At 62.7% G+C, this 16,295-nt stretch carries 17 protein-coding genes; 11 read left to right on the top strand and 6 right to left on the bottom strand.

Annotated elements, in window-relative coordinates:
• Positions 1-653 precede the first annotated feature (653 nt).
• The gene (locus FJ948_RS25300) at positions 654-1,976 is read right to left on the bottom strand and encodes an MFS transporter (protein WP_140709304.1); all 1,323 of its coding nucleotides are present in this window, start codon (positions 1,974-1,976) and stop codon (positions 654-656) included.
• A gap of 206 nt (positions 1,977-2,182) precedes the next feature.
• Between FJ948_RS25300 and cyoA the strand changes: the two genes are divergently transcribed.
• Genes cyoA through FJ948_RS25265 form a run of 7 tightly spaced genes read left to right on the top strand, consistent with a single transcriptional unit; the run spans position 2,183 to position 9,060 of the window.
• Entirely contained in the window at positions 2,183-3,364 is a 1,182-nt protein-coding gene (cyoA, locus tag FJ948_RS25295) for a ubiquinol oxidase subunit II (protein WP_140709303.1), read from the top strand.
• Between the two features lie 10 nt (positions 3,365-3,374).
• Positions 3,375-5,372, top strand: a complete 1,998-nt coding sequence (gene cyoB, locus FJ948_RS25290; protein WP_140709302.1) for a cytochrome o ubiquinol oxidase subunit I — start codon at positions 3,375-3,377, stop codon at positions 5,370-5,372.
• Positions 5,373-5,375: 3 nt separating this feature from the next.
• Positions 5,376-6,008, top strand: a complete 633-nt coding sequence (gene cyoC, locus FJ948_RS25285; protein WP_210242288.1) for a cytochrome o ubiquinol oxidase subunit III — start codon at positions 5,376-5,378, stop codon at positions 6,006-6,008.
• Positions 6,005-6,382 (top strand): cytochrome o ubiquinol oxidase subunit IV, encoded by a 378-nt coding sequence (gene cyoD / locus FJ948_RS25280; RefSeq protein ID WP_140709299.1) that lies wholly within the window; start codon positions 6,005-6,007, stop codon positions 6,380-6,382. Before cyoC ends, cyoD begins: the two co-directional genes overlap by 4 nt.
• Entirely contained in the window at positions 6,379-7,188 is an 810-nt protein-coding gene (locus tag FJ948_RS25275) for an SURF1 family protein (RefSeq protein WP_140709298.1), read from the top strand. Before cyoD ends, FJ948_RS25275 begins: the two co-directional genes overlap by 4 nt.
• Positions 7,185-8,534: an ATP-binding protein gene (locus FJ948_RS25270; protein ID WP_140709297.1), complete on the top strand. Its 1,350-nt coding sequence runs from the start codon at positions 7,185-7,187 to the stop codon at positions 8,532-8,534. Before FJ948_RS25275 ends, FJ948_RS25270 begins: the two co-directional genes overlap by 4 nt.
• A complete protein-coding gene (locus FJ948_RS25265) occupies positions 8,524-9,060 on the top strand; it encodes a response regulator transcription factor (protein ID WP_181173813.1) in 537 nt (178 codons plus the stop codon). The genes FJ948_RS25270 and FJ948_RS25265 overlap by 11 nt, the downstream gene beginning before the upstream one ends.
• 38 nt (positions 9,061-9,098) lie before the next feature.
• On the opposite strand, the gene FJ948_RS25260 is transcribed toward FJ948_RS25265, so the two are convergent.
• Positions 9,099-9,494: a GFA family protein gene (locus FJ948_RS25260; RefSeq protein WP_140709295.1), complete on the bottom strand. Its 396-nt coding sequence runs from the start codon at positions 9,492-9,494 to the stop codon at positions 9,099-9,101.
• 199 nt (positions 9,495-9,693) lie between these two features.
• Between FJ948_RS25260 and FJ948_RS25255 the strand changes: the two genes are divergently transcribed.
• Together FJ948_RS25255 and FJ948_RS25250 are read left to right on the top strand one after the other, a co-directional pair.
• Complete coding sequence (locus tag FJ948_RS25255; protein ID WP_140709294.1) at positions 9,694-10,302, top strand: isochorismatase family cysteine hydrolase; 609 nt, start codon at positions 9,694-9,696, stop codon at positions 10,300-10,302.
• Positions 10,303-10,392: 90 nt separating this feature from the next.
• Positions 10,393-11,655 (top strand): DUF763 domain-containing protein, encoded by a 1,263-nt coding sequence (locus FJ948_RS25250; RefSeq protein WP_140709292.1) that lies wholly within the window; start codon positions 10,393-10,395, stop codon positions 11,653-11,655.
• Positions 11,656-11,672: 17 nt separating this feature from the next.
• Here the strand turns inward: FJ948_RS25250 and FJ948_RS25245 are convergent, their stop codons facing one another.
• Together FJ948_RS25245 and FJ948_RS25240 are read right to left on the bottom strand one after the other, a co-directional pair.
• The gene (locus FJ948_RS25245; protein ID WP_140709291.1) at positions 11,673-11,873 is read right to left on the bottom strand and encodes a KTSC domain-containing protein; all 201 of its coding nucleotides are present in this window, start codon (positions 11,871-11,873) and stop codon (positions 11,673-11,675) included.
• A gap of 68 nt (positions 11,874-11,941) precedes the next feature.
• Positions 11,942-12,379, bottom strand: coding sequence for a GFA family protein (locus FJ948_RS25240; protein ID WP_181173812.1), 438 nt, complete (start codon positions 12,377-12,379; stop codon positions 11,942-11,944).
• A 164-nt stretch (positions 12,380-12,543) separates the two neighbouring features.
• Here FJ948_RS25240 and FJ948_RS25235 point away from each other — a divergent pair, with 164 nt between their 5' ends.
• Positions 12,544-13,155 (top strand): alpha-ketoglutarate-dependent dioxygenase AlkB, encoded by a 612-nt coding sequence (locus FJ948_RS25235; RefSeq protein WP_140709289.1) that lies wholly within the window; start codon positions 12,544-12,546, stop codon positions 13,153-13,155.
• A 162-nt stretch (positions 13,156-13,317) separates the two neighbouring features.
• Here FJ948_RS25235 and FJ948_RS25230 read toward each other — a convergent pair whose 3' ends face one another.
• Both FJ948_RS25230 and FJ948_RS25225 read right to left on the bottom strand, forming a co-directional pair.
• A complete protein-coding gene (locus tag FJ948_RS25230; RefSeq protein ID WP_140709287.1) occupies positions 13,318-14,067 on the bottom strand; it encodes a DUF1236 domain-containing protein in 750 nt (249 codons plus the stop codon).
• A gap of 122 nt (positions 14,068-14,189) precedes the next feature.
• Complete coding sequence (locus FJ948_RS25225) at positions 14,190-14,975, bottom strand: SDR family oxidoreductase (protein ID WP_140709285.1); 786 nt, start codon at positions 14,973-14,975, stop codon at positions 14,190-14,192.
• Between the two features lie 101 nt (positions 14,976-15,076).
• On the opposite strand from FJ948_RS25225, the gene uxuA reads away from it, so the two are divergent.
• On the top strand, positions 15,077-16,261 hold the full coding sequence (gene uxuA / locus FJ948_RS25220) for a mannonate dehydratase (protein ID WP_140709283.1): 1,185 nt from the start codon (positions 15,077-15,079) through the stop codon (positions 16,259-16,261).
• The last annotated feature ends 34 nt before the right edge of the window (positions 16,262-16,295 follow it).

Genomic DNA, 16,295 nt, shown 5'->3' with positions numbered 1-16,295 from the left:
AAGCGGAGTTATTTCACGACCGACGATGCACGCCTTGCATCAGGTCCGCTAAACCGGCTTCAGGATCATCACCTGCTGCGCCAACGAGCACCGAAATGCCCCACACCAAAACTGCCAAACCGTGATCTCGCAGACCGGTCCCTCAAAACGATGCGCCCGGGTTCGCTTGCCACCACTATCTCACCTGCCTGCCGCAACGATGGACCGCTCGAGGGCCCCGTACGACAAACGTGTTAAGCGTGCGATATTTGGACCGTGGCCTGGACTTTGAAAGATGGGCTCTCAGCTGCTCGGCGGCATACCGGTTGCTGCCGAGCAGCATGCCGGTCGCTTGGCGTCGGGTTGTTAAGGGCCGGGACTCCGGGCATTGAGTCTCGCGCACAACGCGGACCAAAGCCTCGCCCCGCATGATTGCACGATAAGACCCGTATTCATGCTCTGACCGCCGGCCGGGTTGTGAGTGGCATTGTCACCCCATCACCTGGGCAACCTATGCCGTCCCCTGCCTCGTCTCCGCGCTGGACGAACCCCGATATCGGCGGCGTATTGCCGTTTCGGCGAGAAGTCGCGGCGCTGGCGGAATAGATCGTGCAGCGAATGCTTGGAGGTACGGCGCGCGGCGTGTGACCTGCGCGCGCCAGGTCACGCCGTGTTCAGTCGGGCGGACGGTCCGCGACCGAACGCCGTCCATCGATCCACAAGGCAAGCAAGGTGCAGGCCGCGCCCGAGAGCAGGTAGGCGCCCGCCGCGATGAGGCCGAAATTGCCGGCCAAAAGCAGGGCCGCGAGCGGCGCGAAGCCGGCGCCGAACATCCAGGCTAGATCCGAGGTTATCGCCGAGCCGGTATAGCGATGCTGTCGCGAAAAGCTCGATGCGACGACGCCCGACGACTGCCCGAAGCTCAGCCCCAGCAGGATGAAGCCCAGCACCATGAACAGGGCCTCGCCGACCGTGCCGCCATCCAGAAGCTGCGGGGCAAAGCCGCTGAACGTCGCGATGGCGATCGCCGAACCGATGAGCAGTGCGCGGCGTCCGATGCGATCGGCTAGCGGACCCGACGCGACGATGGCCGCGATGCCGAACAGCGCGCTCACCGCCTCGATCGCGAGGAAGCGTGCCGGGCCTTCATTGGTGAACAGGAACACCCAGGAGAGCGGAAACACCGTCACCATATGGAACAGGGCGAAACTCGCCAGCGGCGCGAAGGCGCCGATGACGACGTTGCGGCCTTCGGCCCTGAGCGTGTCCCTGATGCGCGTCGGCTGCAGGTCGCCGCTCTCGTATAGTTTCGAGAATTCGGGCGTCACCACGATGCGCAGCCTGGCGAACAAGGCCACGACATTGATGGCGAAGGCGACGAAGAAGGGATAGCGCCAGCCCCAGGAAAAGAAGTCGTCGGCCGAAAGATTGGCGACGAAGAAGGCGAAGAGCGAACTCGCGACGATAAGGCCGATCGGGGCGCCCAGCTGCGGGATCATGGCGTAGAAGCCGCGCCGGTTCCGCGGCGCGTTCAGCGCCAGCAGCGAGGGCAGGCCGTCCCATGTTCCGCCAAGCGCCAGCCCCTGTCCGATGCGGGCCAGCGCCAGCAGCCAGATCGCGATGGCACCGATCTCGCCATAGGCGGGAAGGAACGCGATGGCGACGGTCGAGGTGCCGAGCAGGAACAGCGCGATCGTCAGTTTCGCGCCGCGGCCATAGGCGCGATCGACGGCCATGAACAGGACGGAGCCAAACGGACGGGCGATGAAGGCCAGCGCGAAGATGGCGAAGGAGTAGAGCGTTCCCACGAGCGGATCATGCGTCGGAAACACCAGCTTGGGGAACACGATGACGGACGCGATCGCGTAGACGAAGAAGTCGAAGAATTCCGACGTCCTGCCCACGATCACGCCGACCGCTATGTCGCCCGCGCTGACCTGGCCATGATGCGAGCCGATCAGCTCGCTGTTCGTTTCGGCTGTCGAAGTCTGAGCCATCTTGTCCGTCGCCACCGCGTCGTATGAAATACCCGGGACGCATTTGTAGCAATCCCATTGTGCGCTGCACACTGCGCCAGACCCGGCCCGGCTGGGCATTGGACAAATTGTCCAATGTCACCGCGCCGTCGCCGGCAGTAGCCCTTTGTCGATACCGCACTGCAACATCGCAACGCGTTGTGGCGGTCCATCGAGGGCAGCGTCTGATGAAACGATTTGGAGCCTTGCTTCTGCTTCCTCTGGCCGGGCTGTTGAGCGGCTGCGATATGGTCGTTCTCGCGCCGGCGGGCGATGTCGCGGCCCAGCAGCGCGATCTGCTCGTGGTCTCGACCCTGCTGATGCTCCTCATCATCGTGCCGGTCATGGCGCTGACCATTTTCTTTGCCTGGCGCTACCGGCAATCCAACGCTTCGGCGACCTACGCGCCGGACTGGGATCATTCGACGAAACTGGAACTGGTGATCTGGGCGGCGCCGCTGCTCATCATCATATGCCTCGGCGCGCTGACCTGGCTCGGCACGCATTTGCTCGACCCATACCGCCGCATCGATCGCATCGAACCCGGCCAGCCCGTCACTCAGGACCACAAGCCGCTCCGGGTCGAGGTCGTGGCGCTCGACTGGAAATGGCTCTTCATCTACCCGGACTATGGCATCGCCTCGGTCAACGAACTGGCGGCGCCGGTCAACCAGCCGATCGACTTCCGCATCACCTCGTCGGCGGTGATGAATTCCTTCTACATTCCAGCCCTTGCCGGCCAGATCTATGCCATGCCCGCGATGGAGACGAAGCTCCATGCCGTCATCAACCGGGAGGGCACCTATAGCGGCTTCTCCGCCAATTACAGCGGCGCCGGCTTTTCGGGCATGCGCTTCGCCTTCCACGGCCTGTCCGGCCAGGCTTTCGACGGATGGGTGGCGCAGACCAGGACCGCGTCGGCGAAACTTGACCGCGACAGCTATCTCGAACTCGAAAAGCCGAGCGAGAACGAACCGGTCCGCCACTATGCCTCCGTCGATCCCGATCTCTATGGAGCCATCCTCAATCTGTGCGTCGAGCGCGGCAAGATGTGCATGAACGAAATGATGTCGATCGACGCCAAGGGCGGTCTCGGCCTTGCGGGTGTCCGCAACACCCTGCCGCTGCAATACGACAAGCTTGCCCGGCGTGGCGCGGTGTTCGGAAACGATCCCTCCTATGTCGCCAGCATCTGCACGGCGGAAGAGGCTGCTGCCGTCTCGCGTGCGGCCCGCGATGCCTGGCCGAGCTATTGGCCTGCGAAGAACCTGTCGCCGCTGCGCGGGGCGGGGCTGCTCCGGCCAGGGACAGACAGCCGCAGTGCCGAAGCGGATACGCCGCCGCTTGGCCTGTTGCGGCGTGAATTGTGAGAGACAGCCGATGCCCGACACGCTGACCAGATTCATTTTCGGCCGCCTCACCTTGGAGTCGCTGCCGCTGCACGAGCCGATCGTGGTGGCCACCTTCATCGCGGTGGCGCTCGGCGGCATCGCGCTTCTTGGCGTCATCACCTATTTCAAGCTCTGGACCTATCTGTGGCGCGAGTGGTTCACCAGCGTCGACCACAAGAAGATCGGCATCATGTATATGGTGCTCGGCCTCGTCATGCTTTTGCGCGGCTTTTCGGACGCCATCATGATGCGCCTGCAGCAGGCCATCGCCTTCAACGGCTCCGAAGGCTACCTGAACTCACATCACTACGACCAGATCTTCACCGCGCATGGCGTGATCATGATCTTCTTCGTGGCGATGCCTTTCGTCACCGGGCTGATGAATTTCGTGGTGCCGCTGCAGATCGGCGCCCGCGACGTGTCCTTCCCGTTCCTCAACAATTTCTCGTTCTGGATGACGGTCGGCGGCGCCATCCTGGTCATGGCCTCGCTGTTCGTCGGCGAATTCGCCCGCACCGGCTGGCTCGCCTATCCGCCGCTCTCCGGCATCGGCTACAGTCCCGACGTCGGCGTCGATTATTACATATGGGCGCTGCAGGTGGCGGGTGTCGGCACGACGCTGTCGGGCATCAACCTGATCTGCACCATCATCAAGATGCGTGCGCCCGGCATGACGATGATGCGCATGCCGGTCTTCACCTGGACGTCGCTGTGCACCAACGTGCTTATCGTCGCGTCCTTTCCGGTCTTGACGGCGGTGCTCGCCATGCTGTCGCTCGACCGCTATGTCGGCACCAACTTCTTCACCAACGATTTCGGCGGCAATCCGATGATGTATGTGAACCTCATCTGGATATGGGGTCACCCTGAGGTCTACATCCTCATCCTGCCGCTATTCGGGGTCTTTTCCGAGGTCACCTCGACCTTTTCCGGCAAGCGCCTGTTCGGCTACACCTCGATGGTCTACGCCACGGTCGTCATCACCATCCTGTCGTATCTCGTCTGGCTGCACCACTTCTTCACCATGGGCTCCGGCGCCAGCGTCAACTCCTTCTTCGGCATCACCACGATGATCATCTCGATCCCGACGGGGGCCAAGATATTCAACTGGCTGTTCACGATGTATCGGGGCCGCATCCGTTTCGAGCTGCCGATGATGTGGACGGTGGCCTTCATGCTGACCTTCACCGTCGGCGGCATGACCGGCGTGCTGCTTGCCGTGCCGCCGGCGGACTTTGTGCTGCACAACAGCCTGTTCCTGATCGCGCACTTCCACAACGTCATCATCGGCGGCGTGCTTTTCGGCCTGTTCGCCGGCATCGCCTACTGGTGGCCGAAGGCCTTCGGCTTCAAGCTCGATCCGTTCTGGGGCAAGGTCTCGTTCTGGTGCTGGGTGGTCGGCTTCTGGTTCGCCTTCATGCCGCTCTACGTCCTCGGCCTGATGGGTGTCACGCGCCGCATGCGGGTTTTCGACGACCCCTCGCTGCAGATATGGTTCGTCATCGCCGCCTTCGGCGCGGTGCTGATCGCCTTCGGCATAGCGGCTTTCCTGATCCAGATATTCGTCTCGATCCGCAGGCGCGAGGCGCTCGCCGATCCGACCGGCGACCCCTGGGACGGACGCACGCTCGAATGGTCGACGTCCTCGCCGCCGCCCGCCTACAACTTCGCATTCATGCCGGTCATTCGAGACAACGACGCCTGGTTCGATATGAAGCAGGCCGGCTACGTCAGGCCGCTTGCCGGCTTCAAACCGATCCATATGCCCAGAAACACCGGTACCGGCATGATCCTCGCCGCCTTCAGCGTCGCGCTCGGCTTCGGCATGATCTGGTACATCTGGTGGCTGGCGGCGTTGAGCTTCGTGTGCCTCATCGCCACCGCGATCGGTCACACCTTCAATTATAACAGAGACTTCCACATTTCGGCGGCCGAGGTCACGCGGACGGAGGAGGCGAGGACGACCCTCCTCGCCGTCCGGGGTTAGGGTTTGAGCATGGCATCGACAGCAATCACGGCCGGCACCGAACCGGTCTTTCACCTGGAAGAAGAGCATGCGCACGCCGAAGGCGGCTCCACCATGCTCGGTTTCTGGCTCTATTTGATGAGCGACTGCCTGATCTTCGCCATGCTGTTCGCGGCCTATGGCGTGCTCGGGGGCAACTATGCGGCCGGGCCGGCGCCCAAGGATCTGTTCGACCTCGATCTGGTGGCGGTCAACACCGCCATGCTGCTCTTCTCCTCGATCACCTATGGCTTCGCCATGCTGACCATGGACAAGGGCCGCGTGGCGGCTACGCAGGCCTGGCTTGCCGTGACCGGCCTGTTCGGCCTGGCTTTCCTGTCCATCGAACTCTACGAGTTTTCCCACATGATCCATGAAGGCGCGACGCCGCAGCGCAGCGCCTTCCTGTCGTCCTTCTTCACCCTGGTCGGAACGCACGGCCTGCACGTCACCTTCGGCATCGTCTGGCTGGTGACGCTGATGACGCAGGTCGCGAGATTTGGCCTCATCGAGGCCAACCGCCGCCGGCTGATGTGCCTCTCGATGTTCTGGCACTTCCTCGACGTCGTCTGGATCGGCGTCTTCACCTTCGTCTATCTGATGGGGATGTTGCGATGAGCGCTCATGATCATGCCGAGGGTCACGCAGACGTCCATGGTGGAGCGGCACATGGATCGTTCCGGGGCTATCTGACGGGCTTCCTTCTGTCGGTGATCCTGACCGCCATCCCATTCTGGCTGGTCATGACCGGCGCCATCGACGACAAGCAGGTCGCGGCCATCGTCATCATGGCCTTCGCGGTCGTGCAGATCGTCGTCCACATGATCTTCTTCCTGCATATGAACACCGCCTCGGAAGGCGGATGGTCGATGCTGGCGCTGATCTTCACGCTGATTCTGGTCGTCATCGTGCTGACGGGTTCGCTCTGGGTGATGTATCATCTCAACGCCAACATGATGCCGGGACTACACGACATGCGCGAGATGCCATGAACCTGACGTCGGGCTCGGGGAGGACCATTGCCGAGGCGGTCGGAGAGGCCGGCATCGCTCGGCGCCCCGCGCGGCAGGAGAGCGCAGGCAGGTCGTCCGCGTCGCGCATCTTCCTGGTGCTGCTCGGGCTCCTCGGCGCGCTGGTGTTTGTCGGGCTTGGCATATGGCAGTTGGAAAGACGGGTCTGGAAGCTCGACCTGATCGCCCGTGTCGACCAGCGCATCCATGCCCCGGTTGTCGACGTACCCGGTCCGGAGAACTGGAAAGCCATCAACGCGACCGGTCATGAATACAGCCATGTGCGATTGGCCGGGCGGTTCCTCGGCGGTGCCAACACGCTGGTGCAGGCGGTGACGGAGCTTGGCGGCGGCTACTGGGTGCTGACGCCGATGCAAACCGACCGTGGCTTCGTCGTGCTGGTCAATCGCGGCTTCATCCCGCCGGAACGCAAGGCGGAATTTGAACGGGAGCGCGCAAGCTCCGCCACGCCGTCCGTGATCGATGGTCTCTTGCGCATGAGCGAGCCCGGCGGTGGCTTCCTGCGCAAGAACGACGTGACGGGCAATCGTTGGTATTCGCGAGACGTCGCCGCCATCGCAACCGCCCGTGGCCTGGCAAAGGCCGCTCCCTATTTCGTCGATGCGGAAGCATCAGGTACCGATAGCTGGCCGCGCGGCGGGCTGACGGTCGTGACTTTCCGAAACACCCACCTGGTCTATGCTTTGACCTGGTTCACGCTCGCCGCGATGCTCGCCATTGCCTTGGCCAGGCCGATGATCGGCCGCCGGCGGCGGCCAGCAAGATGAGCCTGCCCACGCAAACGTTTCGCCATAACATGTCCCTGGGCGCCGCATCCCTTGCTGGCAACAACGGCGCGGCCCCCAATCCCGAAGCGACGAACAGGAAGAACCTGTTATTGCTCATCCAACTGCGTTGGCTGGCGGTGGCGGGCCAGGTGCTCACCATCCTGGCGACGCAATACTGGTTCGCCATTCCGCTGCCTCTGGCGGAGATGGCCGGCGTGGTGCTTTTCCTGGTCGGCTTGAACATCTTCAGCCTGCTGGTCCTGGGCGGCATAAGGCCGATCACCAACACCCAGCTCTTCGTCGCGCTCATCTTCGACATGGCGGCATTGACGACACAGCTTTACCTGAGCGGCGGCGCGTCCAATCCGTTCGTGTCGCTCTATCTCCTGCAGATCACGCTCGGCGCGGCGCTGCTGACGCCACGGTCGACCTGGATCCTGGTGGCGGCGGCCTCCGCCTGCTTCGTCTTCCTCATCTTCCTCTTCCAGCCGATCGCCATCCCGCATCATGGCAGCGATCTCTTGTCCCTGCATATCAGGGGCATGTTCATCTGCTTCGTGCTGGCGGCCGGGCTGATCGTGATCTTCATGACGCGCATCAACCGCAATCTGCGTGAGCGCGACGCCTATCTTGCCGATCTGCGCCAGCGTTCGGCCGAGGAGGACCACATCGTGCGCATGGGCCTGCTGGCTTCCGGCGCCGCGCACGAACTCGGCACGCCGCTTGCCACCATATCCGTCATCCTGTCCGACTGGCGCCAGATGCGCAGCCTTTCGCGCAACCGCGAACTGGCGGCCGATGTGGCCGAAATGCAGGCCCAGATCGAGCGCTGCAAGCACATCGTGTCCGGGATACTGATGTCTTCCGGCCAGGCCAGGGGCGAGGGAACGATACGCACGACCATCCGCGGTTTCCTCGACGATCTGGTCGAGGAATGGCGCACCAGTCGCCAACCCTTCAGGCTGGAATACAACAACGATTTCGACCCGGACGAGCAGATCGTGTCCGACACGGCGCTCAAGCAGGTCATCTTCAACGTGTTCGACAATGCCCAGGAAGCATCGCAGCATTGGGTCGGCGTCACCGCCGAGCGGCAGGGCGACAAGCTGGTGATCTCCGTGCGCGATCGCGGGCCGGGTTTCGACGAAGGTATTCTGGCGGCGCTCGGCCAACCCTATATGTCGAGCAAGGGGCGGCCTGGCGGCGGCCTTGGTCTTTTCCTCGTCGTCAACGTGATGCGGAAACTGGGAGGCGATTTTTCGGCGCGCAACATGGAGCAGGGCGCCTGTGTTACGCTTTCGCTGCCGCTTGCGGCGCTGACCGATGGAGATGACCATGAGGCCTGATCGATCGCTGTTCATCGTCGAGGATGACGTAACCTTCGCCAAAACGCTGAAGCGTTCCTTCGAAAAACGCGACTACGACGTCATGGTCTGTCACGACAGGGAGGAACTGCTCCGTGCCCTCGAAACAGCCGTTCCGGCCTATGCCGTCGTCGATCTCAAGCTCGGGGCCGGCGGCTCCGGGCTGGAGTGCGTCAAGTTGCTCGGCGCCCGCGATGCTTCGATCAGGATTGTCGTGCTGACCGGGTTTGCCAGCATCGCCACGGCTGTCGAGGCGATCAAGCTCGGCGCCAGCCATTACCTGGCCAAACCCGCCAACACCGATGATATCGAAGCCGCCTTCGGCAGGGCCGAGGGCGATGTTTCGGTGCCTCTTTCCTCGCGTCCCACCTCGATCAAGAATCTGGAATGGGAGCGCATCCACGAAACGTTGGTCGAAACCGGCTTCAACATCTCCGAAACGGCGCGCCGCCTTGGCCTGCATCGGCGCACCTTGGCCCGCAAGCTCGAGAAGCGTGTCGTGAGATAGCGGGAATTCGAGTCGAGCCGCGGTCTTCTTCGCGGCGTCTACCATCGTTCCTCGGTCTCATGGTGCGGCAGGTCTATTCCGCAGCAGACCCAGCCAAGGCGCTGGCTCGATCCATAATTGTAACGAGGCTGCAATGGCGCCGGATCATCGAATGTGCCGACATGCAGCGCGATTTCATGGGGCGATGCGTCATAGGCGAGGCTGAGCGGCGAACCGCAACTTGAGCAGAATCCCCTCAAGGCGATCGGCGACGATCTGCGATAGGCCGGTTCGGCGGCGGTCCAGGCCAGGCTCTGGGACTGTACCCACGCCAGAACCGCGAACGCGCTCCCGGTTGCTCGCCGACACATGTCGCAATGGCAATAGTGAACCCTTGGCTCGCTATCGACAGTGAAGCGAATCCGACCGCAGAGACAACCGCCACTTAACGTCATCCCGGTGACATCCCTGGAATAGCGCGGCCCGATAGTCCCGACAGTCTCATGCCAGCCCTCCCTTCAACGCAGCCGAAACGTCAACCAGCTGCGTCGGTTCCAGCGAACGGCCAGGAACGAGTTCCTTGATCCCACGTTCCAAATCCGGGATGGGAATGCGAGAGGTCACGATGAACTACCGTTGGTCGGAAATGCCCTGATGTCCATGCCGGGACTGGCATATGGCCCGCTGGGGCAGCGATGCATGCATGTCTGCGTGGATATGCAGAAGCTGTTTGCCGAGCCGTCGCCTTGGGCGACGCCTTGGATAACCCGTGTCCTCCCGCGGATCGAGAAGCTTGTGGAAAGGCGGGCGGAACAGACGGTCTTCACGCGCTTCCTGCCTGCGCAAAGACCAGGGCAGGGCGTTGGTACATGGAAGCGCTATTATGAGCGCTGGGCTTCGATGGCCATCGACAACATCGGGCCGGACATGATCGAATTGTTGCCGCCACTGGCCGCTTACTGTCCACCCGCATCAGTTATCGACAAGCACATCTATTCCCCCTGGTTTGAAGGTCGCCTCAGGGCTTTTTTGATGGAGCGCGAGATCGACACGCTGGTCGTCACGGGAGGCGAAACCGACGTGTGCGTCCTGGCCACCGTGCTCGGCGCCATCGATTTCGGCTATCGCGTGGTTCTCGTCACCGACGCCCTGTGCAGTTCTTCCGACGCGACGCATGACGCGCTGCTTACCGTCTATCACCAGCGTTTCGCACAGCAGGTCGAGACGGTCGATATGGAAACGGTTCTCTCGAACTGGGCTTGAGACGCCGGCCCCGGGTGCAGCACCAGCCTTCCCTGCGGGGCTCGTAGTGCTTATCTGTCACCAATCGCGGACACTGGAGCAGGCAAAGGCGTGGCGCAACGATCGGGCAGTGCGGATCTTCCCCTTCACGGCGGACGCGTGCCGAAATGGCTGGGCGACCGCATGACACGCCTTGGCGCCGTCATGTGCGAGGCGATCATCCATCACTATGGCCGCAACGAACTGCTGCGGCGCCTGGCGCATCCGTTCTGGTTCCAGTCCTTCGGCGCCGTCATGGGCATGGACTGGCATTCGTCAGGCATCACCACCAGCGTCGTCGGTGCCTTGAAACGCGGCCTCACGCCGCTGTCGGGCGAACTCGGCATCCATGTCTGCGGTGGTCGTGGCGCGCATTCGCGCAAGACCCCGCACGAGCTCGCGGCAATAGGCGAGCGCATTGGCTTCGACGGAGCGCGCCTGGCTACCGCCAGCCGGCTTGTCGCCAAGGTGGACAGCGCCGCCGTCCAGGACGGTTTCGACCTCTATCTGCATGGCTTCATCGTCACCGATGACGGCGACTGGGTGGTGGTGCAGCAAGGCATGAATGGCGACAGCAAGGTGGCGCGTCGCTACCATTGGCTGTCCGAGGGTTTGAAGAGTTTCGTCGACCAGCCGCATGCGGCCATCGAGGGCGCCAACCAGGGCGAGATCGTCAACCTGACCGACCGGCGCGCCGAAGCCTCGCGCCGGGGGCAGCTGGATCTTCTGCAGGATCTCGGGCCGGACCGTATCCTGCGGGAATTCGCCGCTCTGGAACCCGGTGCCGCGCCGGCTCCGGCGCAGCCGCTGCTGCCGCATCTGGTCATGCCGGCCCACCACGATGTCCGCGAGAGCGATGTCGTGATGCATCGCCTGCACGGCAACATGGCAGCCGCCGCCGAGCGGGGCCCAGCCGATTTTGCCGAGCTTCTTCTGGTCCCCGGAGTCGGCGCCCGCACGGTGCGCGCTCTGGCCCTCGTCGCCGAAGTGGTGCATGGCGCGCCGTGCCGGTTTTCGGACCCCGGCCGTTTCTCGCTGGCGCATGGCGGCAAGGACAGGCATCCGTTCCCTGTTCCGCTCAAGGTCTATGACGAGACGATCGGCGTGCTGAAATCCGCCGTGCAGAAAGCAAGGCTTGGTCGCGAAGAGGAAATCGGCGCCTTGAGGCGGCTCGACGATCAGTCGCGCCAGGTCGAGCGATACGTCACCGGCCCCAGTCTCAAGGAAATCGTCGCCGGCGAATTCGACCAGTCGCATCTGTTGGGTGGCCGTAGCGTCTTTGGTTGGGAACCGGCACCGGACAAGATGCCCGCCGAGCAGAACAAGAAGGCATGACGGTCCGCTGACGGCGATCACGCCACGCGACGGTACCTGTGGTGGTCCTTGATGAATTTATTGAAGAAGCGGCCTTTCGAAGGGGCGCGCATGAACGCCGCATAGGTGGCCGGGGCGACTTCCTCATAGTCGTAGCGGTTGCCGTGCGGCACGAACCAGACCGAGAGGATCCTGGTCGCGGGATCGTATTGCGTGTTGCGAATAACGGTCGACGGCATGGTGGCACCTGACGGGTCATCCGGATAAACCCGCCACGCATGGCCCGGTTCCGTACCGCCCGAAGTCGCTACCTGTCGCGTGGATTGCCGAACTTCGCGTCGCGCTGCCTCGAATATCGATCGATGCGCGGCAGCTCGTCGGCAAAGTCGACCCAAGGCAGCCTGAGGTCCCAATAGGCGTGCGCCTGGGGCCGCAGCCCTTCGGGTTTGTCGAAGAAACCGATCGTAAGATAAAGCTCGTCAGGCAAGCCTTCGTCGCTATAGCCTATCGAACTCCCGCAATCGGAGCAGAAAGTGCGGACAACGCCCGGTGTCCTGGAAAAGGCCTTTGGCGTGCCCCTCAAAAGGCGGAACTGGCTCGGCCGATATCCGACCCAGATGGTCAGTGGACCGCCGATCGCCTTGCGGCAATCATCATCGTGATCATAGCATATCCAGAAGGGCTCACCGTCCATGGCGGCTGCAATCGCCCCGCAAAAGCAGGCCCCCGTTTCAACGCGCAGCATCCGGTACTCCAAGGCTAGACCATGTCCGACGGCATCCGACGGGGCCGCCCTTTCCTAAACTTTCACGCCGCTCCGGCGTTCCGTTGCGCCGTTTGGCGACGTGTCCAGGAGGCAAGCGCGGTTCCTATATTGCCTTGTGGTCCGGCCCTCACCATCTAGGCACAATGTCGCCGCTCAAACCGAAAACCGCCGGCCGTGTGGCCCAGCACGATCTCTTCGGCGCCGTTCAGGATGAGCTGCCGGAGGGTTTCGCCTACCAGCCGGAACTGATCACGCCGCAAGAGGAAATCGAACTCGCCCGGCATATTGAGGAACTGCCCTTCAAGGCCTTCGACTTCCATGGCCATCTAGCGAACCGGCGTGTCGTCGGTTTTGGCCTTCGCTACGATTATGACCGGCGAGAAGCGGTCGAGGCGCCGCCGATACCTGATTTTCTTTTGCCCTTGCGCGAAAAGGTCGCGGCTTTTGCGGGCCGGCCCGTCGAAACTTTTGCGCAGGTCCTGATCAATGAGTACCGGCCCGGCGCCGGTATCGGCTGGCACCGCGACAAGCCTCATTTCGAGGACGTCGCGGGCGTTTCCCTGCTGGCGCCCTGCGATTTTCGCCTTCGGCGCAAGAACGGGTCTAAATGGGAACGTCGGACCATCACCGTCGAGCCGAGATCGGCCTATCTCATGACAGGGCCGTCGCGGTCGCAATGGGAGCACAGCATCCCGCCGCTCGCCGAGCACCGCTACTCGATCACCTTGCGGACATTGCGGCCTCACAATCCCTGAGCATGCGCTGAGGTTTGCACCGGGAAGCTTTCCGCATCATCTCGACATCAGTGCTCAACCCGACCCGCGTGCAACGGGGCGGGTTGAACGATCTTGTGCTTTAACCCTTGTTAGTGGACAATAATTTAGCGGAAGCGCTACGCACTCTTCCGTGGAATTGCCCTAGGTCAGTACCAGCACGATCTTGTATGTATCCGGATCCACGATGACGATCCGGCCGTCGGCGAGGACGAAATACTCGTATGCCTCGTAAGCCGGGACGAGCTTCACGATGCGAGCCGGCAAGCGATGCAGCCTGACCTTATGACGCGGAACTTCGATGCCGACGGAGACGTCGAAGTCGATGTTGGTCACCGGTTCGACCTTGGTTTCCCTGATCACATGGGTGATCTCGGTCTTCTGTTCGACCGTCACATTGTTGATGGACGCGGTCGAGGTCTTGTCCTGCGTCGAGGTTTTGCCCTGAGCCTGCTGGTCGGTCTGGACCTTGGTCTTGTCCCGGGCCTGCTGGTCGGTGGTGGCGCCGGCCTTGCCCTGGGCCTGCTGGTCGGTCTGGACCTTGGTCTTGTCCTGGGCCTGCTGGTCGGTCTTGGTGCCAGCCTTGCCCTGGGCCTGCTGGTCGGTCTGGACCTTAGCCTTACCCTGGGCCTGCTGGTCCGTGGCGGCGCCGGCCTTACCCTGGGCCTGCTCGTCGGTCTTCATCTTGGCCTTGCCCTGAGCCTGCTGGTCAGTCTGGGACTTGGTACCCTCTGCCTGGCTCTTCATCTTCGAACCGCTCTGGCAGTTGGTCGCCCCGGAAGCGCAATTGGTGTCCGCTCCCGATTGGCTTTCGGCGGGCTGCTGCGTCTGAGCCATCGCCGCCCCGCAGCCGAGTCCGATCGCCAGCATGCTGGTCATGAGAACATGTTTCATAGGAAATCTCCTTCGGAGAGTTCGTCCCTTCAAGGGGGAGAACTTCGACCAAAAAAGATTGTTCCGAACTGGATGCGTTGATGTCACCACGCCCGATGGAGCAGAGACCGGACTTCATGGCCCTATTTCACGCCGATGCCGGCGGTGAGGCCGCCATCAATCTTGTAGTCGGCGCCTGTGCAGAAGCCGGCCTTCGACGAGCACAGGAAAGCGATGAGTTCCGCCACTTCCTCCGGTTCGCCTATGCGGCCTAGCGGATGGGCCGCGCCGAAGCGCCTGTAGGCTTCTTCGACATCGGCGTCGCTGCCGCCGGCCCCACGCGCGGCCTTTTCGAGGATCGGTGTACGGATCGAACCCGGGCTGACCGAATTCACCCTTATGCCTGATGCCGCGTAGTCGAGCGCCAGCGACCGCGTCAGCGTATGGATGGCGCCTTTGGTCGTGGCATAGGCGGCGACGTTCTGCTGGCAGGCGAAGCCCTGCACCGAAGCGACGTTGACGATGGCGCCGCCGCCGCGTTTGATCATCTCCGGAATGCCGAAATGGGCGGTCAGATAGATCGAGCCGACATTGACCGTCATCGCCCGGTTCCAAGTGTCCCAGTCGGTCGTCGTCGCGGTCCCGTAGGGATGGACCGCGGCGGAATTGACGATGACATCGATGCCGCCGAATTTCGCTACACCGGCCGCGACAGCATCGCGAACCTGCTCGGAAACGGAGACGTCAACCGTCTGCACGAGCGCATCCGCTCCGGATTTGGCGAGGCTCTCCTGCATGGCGGCATTGGCTGCCCGGTCGATGCCGCAGGCGATGATCGCAGCACCCCCAGCCGCCAGGCGTTTGGCGGTTGCCAGGCCGATACCGGTCGTCCCTGTCACCAATGCCACTTTGCCGTCAAAATCGTGCATCGCGGAAGCTCCTTCATTCGCTATCGAAACCAGCTCTCAGTTTGACACTCATCGTGGTCGAACAATAGGTTGCCGTTCTCTCGTAAGAAGGAAAAGCTGCAATGGAACAGTGCTGGCGCTGGTACGGACCTGACGACCCGGTGACACTCGATTATGTCAAGCAGGCCGGCGCCACCGGCGTGGTTTCAGCCCTTCACCAGATCTATGACGGCAGGGCCTGGCCTGAAGCCGATGTGCTCGAACGCAAGAGGATCATCGAGGCGGCTGGGCTGACCTGGTCGGTTGTCGAGAGCATCCCGGTCCACAATTCCTTCAAGATCGGCGCGCCGGAGCGCGAGCGCTATGCCGGCTATTATCGCGACAGCATCCGCGCGCTCGCCAAGGCCGGCATCCAAACCATCTGCTACAATTTCATGCCAGTGGTGGACTGGACCCGCACCGATCTGGCCTACCGGCTGCCGACGACCGGTTATGCCTTGCGTTTCGACGCCATCGACTTCGCCGCCTATGATCTCTTCGTGCTGCGGCGCAAGAACGGCGCGGCCAGCTACGCGCCGGCGCGCATCGCCGAGGCCGAGCAGCGGCTGAAGGTGCTGACGCCGGAGCGGATCGACGAGATCGAGCGCAACCTGATTGCCGGCCTGCCGGCAACCGAGCGCAAATATGACCGCGACAGTTTTCGCGAAGCCCTGGCGGAATACGATGCGATCGGGCCAAAGGAATTGCGCGACAACCTGGCCTGGTTCCTGCGCGAGATCATTCCGGCGGCTGAAGAGGAAGGGGTGCGCATGTGCATCCATCCCGACGATCCGCCGTTCTCGCTCTATGGCCTGCCACGCGTCGTTTCGACGGCCGAGGATGCGCGTTTCATCCTCGATGCCGTCGACAGCCCCGCTAATGGACTGACCTTCTGCACCGGCTCCTATGGCACGCGCGCCGACAACGACATTGTCGCCATGGTCAAGGAATTCGCCGACCGTATCCATTTCGTCCATCTGCGCAACATCACCATCGAGGCGGACGGCTCGTTCTATGAGGCCGAGCATCTCGAAGGCGGCACGGACATGGCGCATGTCATCCTCGCCTTGATGCAGGAAGAGAAGCGCCGCCGCGAACAGGGGCGGGCCGACTGGCAAATCCCGATGCGGCCCGACCATGGCCATCTGCTCGCCGACGACATCGGCAAGAAGAAGATCAACCCCGGCTATTCGCTCATCGGCCGGCTGAAGGGCCTTGCCGAATTGCGCGGCATCATGCGTGCGGTGGAGCGATTCGGATTGGCCTGAAGCCGTGAAGCAAGCTGCCTATCGCTGCCGTGAC

This window comes from Mesorhizobium sp. B2-3-12 (genome assembly GCF_006442205.1).
Lineage (GTDB): Bacteria > Pseudomonadota > Alphaproteobacteria > Rhizobiales > Rhizobiaceae > Mesorhizobium.
Note: the sequence above shows the minus strand (reverse complement) of the source record. Positions and strands in the feature narration are given on the sequence as shown.

Bases quoted from the DNA above. Each gene is read 5' to 3' on its own strand.
- FJ948_RS25300 (WP_140709304.1), bottom strand. From the start codon at position 1,976: ATGGCTCAGACTTCGACAGCCGAAACGAACAGCGAGCTGATCGGCTCG.
- cyoA (WP_140709303.1), top strand. From the start codon at position 2,183: ATGAAACGATTTGGAGCCTTGCTTCTGCTTCCTCTGGCCGGGCTGTTG.
- cyoB (WP_140709302.1), top strand. From the start codon at position 3,375: ATGCCCGACACGCTGACCAGATTCATTTTCGGCCGCCTCACCTTGGAG.
- cyoD (WP_140709299.1), top strand. From the start codon at position 6,005: ATGAGCGCTCATGATCATGCCGAGGGTCACGCAGACGTCCATGGTGGA.
- FJ948_RS25275 (WP_140709298.1), top strand. From the start codon at position 6,379: ATGAACCTGACGTCGGGCTCGGGGAGGACCATTGCCGAGGCGGTCGGA.
- FJ948_RS25270 (WP_140709297.1), top strand. From the start codon at position 7,185: ATGAGCCTGCCCACGCAAACGTTTCGCCATAACATGTCCCTGGGCGCC.
- FJ948_RS25265 (WP_181173813.1), top strand. From the start codon at position 8,524: ATGAGGCCTGATCGATCGCTGTTCATCGTCGAGGATGACGTAACCTTC.
- FJ948_RS25260 (WP_140709295.1), bottom strand. From the start codon at position 9,494: ATGACGTTAAGTGGCGGTTGTCTCTGCGGTCGGATTCGCTTCACTGTC.
- FJ948_RS25255 (WP_140709294.1), top strand. From the start codon at position 9,694: ATGTCCATGCCGGGACTGGCATATGGCCCGCTGGGGCAGCGATGCATG.
- FJ948_RS25245 (WP_140709291.1), bottom strand. From the start codon at position 11,873: ATGCCGTCGACCGTTATTCGCAACACGCAATACGATCCCGCGACCAGG.
- FJ948_RS25240 (WP_181173812.1), bottom strand. From the start codon at position 12,379: ATGCTGCGCGTTGAAACGGGGGCCTGCTTTTGCGGGGCGATTGCAGCC.
- FJ948_RS25235 (WP_140709289.1), top strand. From the start codon at position 12,544: ATGTCGCCGCTCAAACCGAAAACCGCCGGCCGTGTGGCCCAGCACGAT.
- FJ948_RS25230 (WP_140709287.1), bottom strand. From the start codon at position 14,067: ATGAAACATGTTCTCATGACCAGCATGCTGGCGATCGGACTCGGCTGC.
- FJ948_RS25225 (WP_140709285.1), bottom strand. From the start codon at position 14,975: ATGCACGATTTTGACGGCAAAGTGGCATTGGTGACAGGGACGACCGGT.
- uxuA (WP_140709283.1), top strand. From the start codon at position 15,077: ATGGAACAGTGCTGGCGCTGGTACGGACCTGACGACCCGGTGACACTC.